At 57.5% G+C, this 9,970-nt stretch carries 10 protein-coding genes; 9 read left to right on the top strand and 1 reads right to left on the bottom strand.

Annotated features, from left to right (window positions below; genetic code table 11):
- Nucleotides 1-603: 603 nt before the first annotated feature.
- The 9 genes from RDM88_RS00330 to RDM88_RS00290 all read left to right on the top strand — a co-directional run bounded on the left by RDM88_RS00330 (nucleotide 604) and on the right by RDM88_RS00290 (nucleotide 8,543).
- Complete coding sequence (locus tag RDM88_RS00330; RefSeq protein ID WP_002566650.1) at nucleotides 604-1,047, top strand: RNA polymerase sigma factor; 444 nt, start codon at nucleotides 604-606, stop codon at nucleotides 1,045-1,047.
- Nucleotides 1,044-1,283: a helix-turn-helix domain-containing protein gene (locus tag RDM88_RS00325; RefSeq protein WP_002566649.1), complete on the top strand. Its 240-nt coding sequence runs from the start codon at nucleotides 1,044-1,046 to the stop codon at nucleotides 1,281-1,283. The genes RDM88_RS00330 and RDM88_RS00325 overlap by 4 nt, the downstream gene beginning before the upstream one ends.
- A 429-nt stretch (nucleotides 1,284-1,712) precedes the next feature.
- Entirely contained in the window at nucleotides 1,713-1,916 is a 204-nt protein-coding gene (locus RDM88_RS00320; protein WP_002566648.1) for an excisionase, read from the top strand.
- A 79-nt stretch (nucleotides 1,917-1,995) separates the two neighbouring features.
- The gene (locus tag RDM88_RS00315; protein WP_308752013.1) at nucleotides 1,996-3,273 is read left to right on the top strand and encodes a site-specific integrase; all 1,278 of its coding nucleotides are present in this window, start codon (nucleotides 1,996-1,998) and stop codon (nucleotides 3,271-3,273) included.
- A gap of 259 nt (nucleotides 3,274-3,532) precedes the next feature.
- Nucleotides 3,533-4,066 carry a DUF6323 family protein gene (locus RDM88_RS00310; RefSeq protein WP_308752011.1) on the top strand — a complete coding sequence of 178 codons (534 nt, stop codon included), beginning with the start codon at nucleotides 3,533-3,535 and terminating at the stop codon, nucleotides 4,064-4,066.
- Entirely contained in the window at nucleotides 4,045-5,385 is a 1,341-nt protein-coding gene (locus RDM88_RS00305) for a DUF6179 domain-containing protein (RefSeq protein WP_308752009.1), read from the top strand. Before RDM88_RS00310 ends, RDM88_RS00305 begins: the two co-directional genes overlap by 22 nt.
- 158 nt (nucleotides 5,386-5,543) lie before the next feature.
- The gene (locus RDM88_RS00300; protein WP_308752007.1) at nucleotides 5,544-5,723 is read left to right on the top strand and encodes a hypothetical protein; all 180 of its coding nucleotides are present in this window, start codon (nucleotides 5,544-5,546) and stop codon (nucleotides 5,721-5,723) included.
- A gap of 206 nt (nucleotides 5,724-5,929) precedes the next feature.
- Complete coding sequence (locus RDM88_RS00295) at nucleotides 5,930-7,120, top strand: coenzyme F420-0:L-glutamate ligase (RefSeq protein ID WP_308752005.1); 1,191 nt, start codon at nucleotides 5,930-5,932, stop codon at nucleotides 7,118-7,120.
- A gap of 265 nt (nucleotides 7,121-7,385) precedes the next feature.
- Nucleotides 7,386-8,543 (top strand): ribose-phosphate pyrophosphokinase, encoded by a 1,158-nt coding sequence (locus RDM88_RS00290; protein WP_308752003.1) that lies wholly within the window; start codon nucleotides 7,386-7,388, stop codon nucleotides 8,541-8,543.
- A 55-nt stretch (nucleotides 8,544-8,598) separates the two neighbouring features.
- On the opposite strand, the gene RDM88_RS00285 is transcribed toward RDM88_RS00290, so the two are convergent.
- Nucleotides 8,599-9,705 (bottom strand): DUF362 domain-containing protein, encoded by a 1,107-nt coding sequence (locus RDM88_RS00285; protein WP_308752001.1) that lies wholly within the window; start codon nucleotides 9,703-9,705, stop codon nucleotides 8,599-8,601.
- Between the last annotated feature and the right edge of the window lie 265 nt (nucleotides 9,706-9,970).

Genomic DNA, 9,970 nt, shown 5'->3' with positions numbered 1-9,970 from the left:
CATTTGTGCGAAATAAGAAGTTTACAAAGTATCAGATCATGACGAGAGTTGGAACGATTATCAGCATTTTACTGTTTGTTGTCCTTGGATTTTGTATCGAAGTTATTTTCTAAAAAAATGGAGAAAGTGAAAGATGGAACATCAAACCAAAGGAACGTTGCGCAATCAGGCCGTCATTACATCAGCCGGATCGCCCCGAGCAACCACACCGCGGTTCGTAAGGTATTGGATGGGAGCAATTCCCCCTAACGCTGATCCCATTGGCGGTTTCAGGAGGGAGCCGTCATGTGTAGAACGGGATATCGACCAACGGAAATGGGAGTAACACCGTTAAAAAAAACATCCCCCGGCCCGTGGGAAATGTGGCCGGAACCATGAATTTGCGTATGCAATAAAATATCATACTATTTTTTTGTTCGCCCGGAGGGTTTATGCCCTTCCGGGCGAATTTTGTTATTTCCTTCGGCCGCTCTATCGGTCAAACACTTTTTCAAAATTTTTTTAAAAAAGTGGTGTTTGGCGGGTAGCTGGAGGCCTTTCAACAGTAACTTTGGCGGAAAGGGAGAAAACCACCGAAATCCCCCACAGAAAGGGGGTGAAAAGATGGAAACGATCCCCCGCAATGATTTTATCCTGCGGCACCGCTATGATGCTTTCTGCAAAGCGGTACTCCGCAATGAGGCTAAAAGCTACTGGTCGGAGATGGCGCATCGCCGCGAACGTGAAAAGTCGCTGGATGCTCTGACACAAGAGGAAATGGACAAGCTCTCAGTCGTGGATGATTACCCCAGCGACAGCTACGTTTTTTCGTCGTATGGGTATGACCTGCTGATCGACAACGAGCTTGTAGCCGAGGCGTTCGCCAGCCTGCCGGAACAGGAACAAAGCATTTTGATTTTGCACTGTGTTCTGGATTTGGCAGACGGAGAAATCGGCAGCCTCATGGGAATGTCCCGCAGCGCCGTACAGCGTCACAGGACAAGGACCCTGAAACAGTTGCGTATGAAATTGATGGCGTTCATGCCAGAGGGAGGTAAACGCGGATGAAGGAACCTACATTCAACGGCAGAGAGCTTCTTCCCCTTTCGGTGATGGAAGCTGCCCACGCTGGGGATGCAATGGCTATGGAGCAAGTGCTGCGGTACTATGAGGACTACATAAACAAGCTCTGCATCCGCACCTTGTATGACAGCAACGGCATCCCCTATGTGTGCGTGGACGAGTATATGAAGCACCGTTTGGAAATCAAGCTCATTCATTCCATCATCGTTGCCTTGAAGTAACGACCCGGCCACGGTAACGGAAATGTCTTATTACTCTCTTTCCGCATTTCCGCCGGCTCGGTGGCTGATGTATGTACCTTGACAAATACGCCCGCAGGACAATGGCGGCGCGTCATAGGGCATACGGACACATTCTGTCTACACCGAGCCGGACGGCGGGTGCGCCATGATGCTGGTTTCTACGAAAACAGCGGAGCGACAACCACCCAGCCGCAAAATAAGCGTAGCTGCTTATGGGCGATGACGTGCAGGCAGGACAATGATACTCCCTTACAGCCACAGTCCGAGCGTTAAAAGCGTCACAGGCAATGGGTAGGGCCGTGTGAGAACCACACGGGGGTGAAAAGCCCGTGGAGCTGGGCCGCCAGCCGTCCGTGTTTTGCCCACATTTACAAGGAACCTTTGCTTTGAACAGAAGGAGGCCATATTATGAGTAATAACGATGTGCCTATTTGGGAAAAGTATACGCTTACCATTGAGGAAGCGTCGAAATATTTTCGCATTGGAGAAAACAAACTGCGTCGGCTTGCCGAGGAAAACCCATCCGCTGGCTGGGTGATTTTGAACGGCAACCGCATCCAGATCAAACGGCAAAAATTTGAAAAAATCATTGATTCTCTTGACACAATCTAGTGAAAAAGAGCCTTGACTATGCTATAATACTCTTAAAGCGTGTCAAGGCTCTTTCCGTCATGGAAAGGAGCATGACGAAATGTCAAAAAAAGAACGAGATGAAAAAAGGCGGGACAGCAAAGGCCGCCTTTTGAAATCTGGAGAGAGCCAGCGAACAGACGGAAGATACGCCTACAAATATACGGATACCTTTGGAGAACCGAAGTTTGTGTACTCATGGAAGTTAGTCCCTACGGACAAAATCCCTGCCGGAAAACGCCCGGATATTTCTCTGCGTGAGAAAATCAAGCAGATACAAAAAGACCTTGACGATGGGATTGACACCATCGGTAAGAAAATGACCGTGTGCCAGCTATATGAAAAGTATATCCGGCAGCGGGGCAATGTGAAACGGGGAACCCATAAGAGCCGCCAGCAGTTAATGAAACTTCTGTCCGAGGATAAAATCGGAGGGGCCAGCATCGACAGCGTGAAGCTGTCTGACGCCAAAGAATGGGCCTTGCGTATGCAGGAAAAGGGCGTGGCCTATCATACCATCTGCAACGGCAAGCGTTCCCTGAAAGCCATTTTTCACATGGCCGTACAGGACGATTGCCTCCGCAAGAATCCCTTTGACTTCCAGATCAATGAGGTTATCAACGACGATACCGTACCAAAGGTGCCGCTTACCCCTGCACAGGAAAAGGAGCTTTTGGGCTTCATGCAGAGTGACCCCGTTTATGCCAAGTATTATGACGAGGTATTGATTCTGCTGGAAACCGGACTTCGCGTTTCCGAACTCTGCGGCCTGACGCCTGCCGACCTGAATTTTGACAAGCGGTTTGTGAATGTAGACCACCAGCTTTTGAGAAGCACCGAGGACGGCTACTACATCGAAGCGCCAAAGACAGACAGCGGTTATCGCCAGGTGCCTATGAGCGCAGCGGCCTACAAAGCATTTCAGCGCGTGCTGCACAGGCGAAAGGATGGCAAAGGCGTTGTGGTGGACGGATATAAGGGCTTCCTGTTCTTAAACCGGGATGGACTGCCGAAAGTGGCTGTCCACTATGATGCCATGTTTCAGTGCCTTGCTAAGAAGTTCAACAAGTTCCATAAGGAACCGCTGCCGGAGGTCATGACGCCGCACACCATGCGGCATACATTCTGTACCAGAATGGCAAACGCAGGCATGAACCCAAAGGCATTACAGTACATCATGGGGCATGCCAATATCGTTATGACGTTGAACTATTACGCTCACGCCACGTTCCATTCCGCACAGGAGGAAATGAAACGGCTGCAAGCTCAGGCACAGACCAGCGCAACCGTCAACACGCAGCCAGCGTCAGAGAGCGCCCAGGAAGCCCAAGCCGCATAGAATGCGCAGAATGTACTACTGTTTGTACTACGTTTGAGAGCGAAAACATGAAGGGTAATAAGAACGTTTGTGAGGTTCTTCCGATAGGAAAAGTGCCGGAAAAGCCCGAAGTTACGGGCTATACCGGCATATAAGAAAACCTAAAGAGATAATTGGAAATCTATTAAATGATTCAAAAAAACCATAAATTTTTCCTTCTACACCATATCACATTTTAAAAGTTTTGTCAAGTCCCAAGCTGCAAAAGGAGCTGAACAACATGAGCGGACTCCTCTCCCTTCTCACCCAGCGGGATGACGCGCTGGCCCGGCGCGACGCAGATGAACTGCTCCGTCTCAACGACCTCACCCGCCCCTACGGCCTGTCGCTGACCCACGAAGACGCCGTCGCGCTGCTCAAGGTGCGGACCGACGCGCTCAGGAACAGCCGCCGCATCGAGGTGGGCCCCGGCGTGCTCGAGAAACTTGCCGAGGCGTTCTGCGATTCCGCCTATATCGACGCTCAGAACTATGCCGACACCCTCTGCGCGCTGACCGAGCTTTTCTACTACCTCAAAAATGACACGCTCGATTGCCTGCCCGACGACGAACTGATTGCCGTGATGAAGCAATGCTTTGAAGGCGGCTGCGAGGGCTCGCTCGAACTGCTCGCGGGACGCGACATGGAAGCGATGGCGCGCAATGTGCGTGCCTGCGGCAGCGTGGAGGCGCCCCCCGAAACGGACAAGCCCGCCGGGGAAAACGGCGATTATGCGGTAGAGGAGGACGAACAGTGGAGAACCGTTCGCTTTTGAACAAAGCCCCGCTCGACGGGATCGATTACGGCGCCTATACCGCCTCGCTCATGCGGCAGGCGGCGGAGGCGGGCCTGCTGGACGAACGCGCGCTCACCTCGATGCAGGAGGGGCTTCTGGGTCTTCTCCGGTCTCAGATCGAGGAGATCACGCGCGGCGAGAGCAGCTCCGTCCCCGCCGAGACCGCCGACCAGCTGATGGACGACATCGGCTACTGCATCGACGTGGCGCTCAAGCACGCGGCGACCCCGCAGGAGAGCCTCGCGCTGCTGCGGGAACATCCGATGGACACGCTCTACCGGATGGGGACGGAGCTCCTGGACCAGGAGGAACGCGCCTGTGAACGACTGCTCTCCCGGGTGCGCGCGACCCGCACCCCCACCGTCAACGAGGGCTACCGGATTTTGCTCGACGTCACCTTTCCCCAGTACCTGCGGGACTGGAAGGTCCGCAGACACCCGGGCGACTTTGTCGTGCTCACCGAGTACCCGCTCGCGCGGGAGGTCTCCGCGAGCGGAATCTTCGGCGTGCGCGAGCGGCTCGAGTCGCTCGCGCTGGAAAACCGTTTCTGCGGCCGGTTCGCGTCGGCGTTGGACGGCCTGCTGCGCGGCTGGGCGCGCCAAAACCGCACCTCCCCCGCCGAGGCCTATGTGAACCTCTTCACGATCGCGCTCCAAAACCTGCTGCTCGCCCGTCTGCTCGGCCGGGAGGACGCGTCGCTCAGCGCCGGGGAACGCGCCGGGCTGGAGGAACGGCTGCGCCCCCTCGCCCCCGAACAGCGTGCGGCGCTGCTTCAGCGGGCCGCGGAAAACCTGATCGACTCCTGCGCCTTTGAAAACGACCGTCTCGACGGCTATATCCGCGAGGGGGCCGCGCGCTTCGCAGGGGAACTCAACCGCGCGGGCGGCGCGCTCGCCCCCTTCGCGGTGGTCGCTGCGGAGGACGCGCCGCTCCTCTTCATCGATGGGGAACGCCTCGACAACGACGCGTTCGCCGCCGTTGCCGGGGAGGTGCTTCTCTGCGACGCCGCCGGCCGAAAGGCGCAGATCATCCGGGAGGAGCTGCGCAGCCTGGACGACCTCTGCGACCTGCTCGGCGCAGGATGCGTCTTTGAGGACGAATACGCGGAGGTCTTCTCCTGCTTCGACGAGGCGTCCGCCGCCCTGCTGCTCTCCCGAATCCGGGCGGCTTGGGAGGAGGGGATGCTTCGCCCGCTCGACGAAATCGAATGGCAGGAGGCGTTCGCCGGCTGGTTCAACCGGCTTGACTCGGAGTCCCGGGAACGCATCCGCTACCTTTCCGAAACGCTCGCCGGCTGATCCGGCGGGCATTTTGTCCTTTTTGCGGCAAGAGGTCTTCCGAATTTTACATAATACGCTGAAATTTTCCTGCTATTACTTGTTCTGGAATCCAAAGCATGCTATACTGACACTCCCGCTCCGCGTACAAGACCGGAGGGGAAAGGAAGTGTCAGTCGATGCATTACGTCATCCAGATCCAACAGCAGGACGGCAGCCGCTATCTCTTTAACACGCGGATTCTTCTGAACGATATCGCGCTTGCCAAGCCCTTCTCCACCACAAATATGGCCAGGCGCTACTTCCGAAAGTCGGATTTCTGCGGCAAGGAGTTCAGCCTGGTGCAGGTAGAACCCTGACAGGCCGCTGAAAAGACGATTTTTTTCTTCCTTTTTGGCTTTTGGGTGGGGATTGCAAATTTTTTCCCGCTTTTTTGCAGAATCGTTGTATCTTGCGGCGAATTCCTGTATAATGGAGATTAAGATACGGCCTTCCCTCAGGGAGGGCCGCCGCGCCGTTCCGGCGTGTAAACCGGCGGACCAGCCGCCATCGGAGGGATTCACTCATGTCAAGAATGATCGGCACCACTGTCCGGGGCGTGCGCGCTCCGATTATCCGGCCGGGCGACGACCTCGCGCAGATCGTCACCGATTCCGTGCTCGAAGCCGCCGCAAGCGAGGGCTTTTCTTTCCACGACCGCGACGTCGTGGGCGTTACCGAAGCGGTCGTCGCCAAGGCACAGGGCAACTACGCCTCCACCGACGACATTGCGGCGGACGTCCGCTCCAAATTCGGCGACCACCCCATTGGCGTGATCTTCCCCATCCTCAGCCGCAACCGGTTCGCCATCTGCCTGCGCGGCATCGCGCGCGGCGCGAAAAAGATCGTGCTGATGTTCAGCTACCCGAGCGACGAGGTGGGCAACACCCTCGTTTCGGAGGAAAAGCTCGAGGCCGCCGGGGTCAACCCGTGGACCGACGTACTTGACGAAAAGCGCTACCGCGCGCTTTTCGGGGAGAATAAGCACCTGTTCACCGGCGTGGACTATGTCGAATACTACGCCTCCCTCATCCGCGAGGAAGGGGCAGACGTTGAGATTCTCTTCGCCAACCGCCCTTCCGCCGTCCTCGAGCACACGAAGCATGTCCTCTGCTGCGATATCCACACCCGCGAGCGCACCAAGCGCCTCCTGCGCGCGGCGGGCGCCGAGACGGTCTACGGCCTCGACGACATCCTCTCCGCCCCCATAAACGGCAGCGGCTACAACGCCGATTACGGTCTGCTCGGCAGCAACAAGTCGACCGAAAGCCGCGTCAAGCTCTTCCCGCGCGACTGCGCCGCCTTCGCGCGCGACCTGCAGCACAAGCTGAGCGAGGCGACCGGCAGGCAGATCGAGGCGCTCGTCTACGGCGACGGCGCTTTCCGCGACCCGGTGGGCAAAATCTGGGAACTCGCCGACCCGGTCGTCAGCCCCGGTTTCACCGAGGGGCTCAACGGCCTGCCCAACGAGGTCAAGCTCAAATATCTCGCGGATAACCAGTTCCGCGACCTCTCGGGCAACGAGCTCCGGCAGGCCGTCTCCGAGTATATCCACAACAAAAAGGCCGATCTCAAGGGCACGATGGAGACGCAGGGCACCACCCCCCGCCGCCTGACCGACCTGATCGGCAGCCTGTGCGATCTGACGAGCGGCAGCGGCGACAAGGGCACGCCCATCGTCCTGATCCAGGGATATTTTGACAATTTTGCTGACTGAAAAAAGGCCGGGACCGCGCGCGCGGTCCCGGCCTTTTTGCCCCTTTAAAGCGGTATATGACGGCAACGGACAAATCTTTTCCGAGCCGATCTCGAAATTTGTAGAGATTACCCATTTTTTACATTCAGGGGTGAAAACCGTATACATTCTTGAAACGATCATGTATAATCAAATTGTGTTTTTTCGACCCGATTTTGCATAATTCGGGCCACAGAAAAGGATCGGCGGGCCCTTGCGGACCGCGGAACGAAAAGGAGCGTTATGAATGGCAGGGCAGATTGATGCGGAAGACATCTTCCGGTCGGGTGACCGGGTGGCGGAACTTGGACTGATCAGCCTGACCGGCGCGCGCGAACTGACCGAGAAGATCGACGCGCACCTTGTGAAGTGGGCGGACGGCAGCCCACTTTATAAGGACAGCTACATCGTCGAAAGCGAATGTCCCCGTTTTTCCTCCGGCGACGGCAAGGGCCTTATCAAATCGACCATCCGCGGGGACGATCTCTTCTTCATCGTGGACGTCGGCAACTACAGCTGCACCTACAACGTCTTCGGGCGGCAGAACGCCATGTCCCCCGACGACCATTTCCAGGATCTGAAGCGGCTGATCCAGGCCGCCAGCGGCAAGGCGCACCGCATCACGGTCATCATGCCGATGCTCTACGGCAGCCGCCAGCACCGCCGCAACTACCGGGAGTCGCTCGACTGCGCCGTGGCGCTCCAGGAGCTCCAGAACATGGGCGTCTCCAACATCGTCACCTTCGACGCGCACGACCCGCGCGTGCAGAACGCGGTCCCCCTCATGGGCTTCGACAACGTCACTCCCTCCTACCAGGTCCTCAAATGCCTGCTGCGCAGCATCCCGGACATCCGGCTCGACCGCGAGCACCTGATGGTCGTCAGCCCGGACGAGGGCGCGATGAGCCGCAACATGTACTATGCCTCCGTGCTCGGCATCGACCTGGGCATGTTCTACAAGCGCCGCGACTATGCACGCGTCGTCAACGGGCGCAATCCCATCGTGGCGCACGAGTATCTCGGCAACACCCTCGAGGGCAAGGACGTCTTCATCGCGGACGACATCATCTCGTCGGGCGAGTCGATGCTCGAAGTCGCGCGCGAGCTGAAAAAGCGCAATGCCTCGCGCATCTTCGCCTACGCCACCTACGCGATCTTCACAAACGGCCTCGACGAGTTCGACCGGGCCTACGACGAGGGACTTGTCTCCGGCGTCTTTGGCACCAACCTCACCTACCGCTCCCCCGAGCTGCTTTCGCGCGAGTGGTTCCACGAAGTCGACGTCTCCAAGTATATCGCCTACTTCATCGCCGCGATCAACCACGACATGTCGGTCAGCGCGATCATCGACCCGCACGAAAAGATCCGCCAGCTGCTCCTGAAGCATGGTTACCGGATCCAGTGACGGCGGCCTACCGCCTGCAAAAAAGCCTCCCGCTTAAGCGGGAGGCTTTTTCATGCTATTTGATCTCAACCAGCTCGTATTCCGCGCTTCCCATCCCCATCTTGACGGCCTGCTCAATGCCGATCCGCCAGTTGGTGTCGGGATGCAGCGCGTGGAAGTGGTCCTTTTCCGCCGCGCCCCGTTTGGCGAGCAGGCTGTCGGGAAGGACCGGCTGCCCGTTGACCGCGTCGGCGCAGGCGGTATCGAGCGCCACCGGGTCGAAGGAGGCGAAGATGCCCACGTCGGGCACGATCGGCACGTCGTTTTCGGGGTGGCAGTCGCAGAAGGGGGACACGTCGAGCACCAGGCTGACATGGAAGCCCGGACGGCCCTTGACGACCGCCCACGCGTACTCGGACATCTTCCTGTTGAGGATGTCGAACGCCTCGTCCTGCGCGGCCTGCACCGCGTCGGCCGGACAGACGCCGATGCAGCGTCCGCAGCCGACGCACTTGTCATGGTCGATCTGCGCCTTTTTCTCCGGGAAGGAGATCGCGCCGTGCGCACAGTTTTTAAAGCACATGCCGCAGCTGACGCACAGGCTCCGGTCGACGAACGGCTTGCCCGCCGAGTGCATCTCCATCTTGCCAGCACGGGAGCCGCAGCCCATGCCGAGGTTTTTGATCGCGCCGCCGATTCCGGTGCATTCGTGCGCCTTGAAATGGGTGAGGCTGATGACGATGTCCGCATCCATCACCGCGCGGCCGATCTTCGCCTCCTTCACATATTCCCCGTCGATCGGGACAATCTGCTCGTCGGTGCCCTTGAGCCCGTCGCCGATCAGGATCTGGCAGCCGGTCGAAAAGGGGGTGTAGCCGTTTTCATAGGCCGCCTCGATGTGGTCGAGCGCGTTCTTGCGCCGCCCGACATAGAGGGTGTTGCAATCGGTCAAAAACGGCTTGCCGCCGTTTTCCTTGACGATGTCGGCGATCACCTTGGAAAAGTTCGGGCGCAGGAAGGCGAGGTTGCCCGGCTCCCCGAAGTGGATTTTGATCGCCGCGTATTTGTTTTTGAAATCGATCGAATCGATTCCCGCCGCCTTGACGAGCCGGCGGAGCTTTTGCAGCAGGTTCTCCTCAAGCGTGGTGTGGAGGTTGGTGTAATAGACCTTTGACGGTTCCATCCTGTCTTCTCTTCCCTTCCAGTTTTTTCTTTCCACACTATAACACATCCGGCGCACAAAGAAAAGAGGGGTTGTGCAAAGTAATCGACAAATCAGCCGAATTCATCCGCCAAGTTGTAAATTTCCTGTCCGGGTTTCAATGCCGCGAATTGCTGTCGCAAGGGCCATACCGGCTGATGCTTTTTGGGTTTTTGTCCGGAGGCGTTCCGCCGGACGAGAAAGGTCCGGGCCGTCACCCGGTCTTTCCGATATCCAGAAATTGCTC

Source organism: uncultured Anaerotruncus sp. (assembly GCF_902490045.1).
GTDB lineage: Bacteria > Bacillota > Clostridia > Oscillospirales > Ruminococcaceae > Anaerotruncus.
The sequence above is the reverse complement of the archived record's forward strand: the minus strand, read 5'-3'. Positions and strand labels throughout refer to the sequence as shown.

What these genes read in the sequence shown, in the direction of transcription:
- RDM88_RS00330 (WP_002566650.1), top strand. Translation starts at nt 604, where the DNA reads ATGGAAACGATCCCCCGCAATGATTTTATCCTGCGGCACCGCTATGAT.
- RDM88_RS00325 (WP_002566649.1), top strand. Translation starts at nt 1,044, where the DNA reads ATGAAGGAACCTACATTCAACGGCAGAGAGCTTCTTCCCCTTTCGGTG.
- RDM88_RS00320 (WP_002566648.1), top strand. Translation starts at nt 1,713, where the DNA reads ATGAGTAATAACGATGTGCCTATTTGGGAAAAGTATACGCTTACCATT.
- RDM88_RS00315 (WP_308752013.1), top strand. Translation starts at nt 1,996, where the DNA reads ATGTCAAAAAAAGAACGAGATGAAAAAAGGCGGGACAGCAAAGGCCGC.
- RDM88_RS00310 (WP_308752011.1), top strand. Translation starts at nt 3,533, where the DNA reads ATGAGCGGACTCCTCTCCCTTCTCACCCAGCGGGATGACGCGCTGGCC.
- RDM88_RS00300 (WP_308752007.1), top strand. Translation starts at nt 5,544, where the DNA reads ATGCATTACGTCATCCAGATCCAACAGCAGGACGGCAGCCGCTATCTC.
- RDM88_RS00295 (WP_308752005.1), top strand. Translation starts at nt 5,930, where the DNA reads ATGTCAAGAATGATCGGCACCACTGTCCGGGGCGTGCGCGCTCCGATT.
- RDM88_RS00290 (WP_308752003.1), top strand. Translation starts at nt 7,386, where the DNA reads ATGGCAGGGCAGATTGATGCGGAAGACATCTTCCGGTCGGGTGACCGG.
- RDM88_RS00285 (WP_308752001.1), bottom strand. Translation starts at nt 9,705, where the DNA reads ATGGAACCGTCAAAGGTCTATTACACCAACCTCCACACCACGCTTGAG.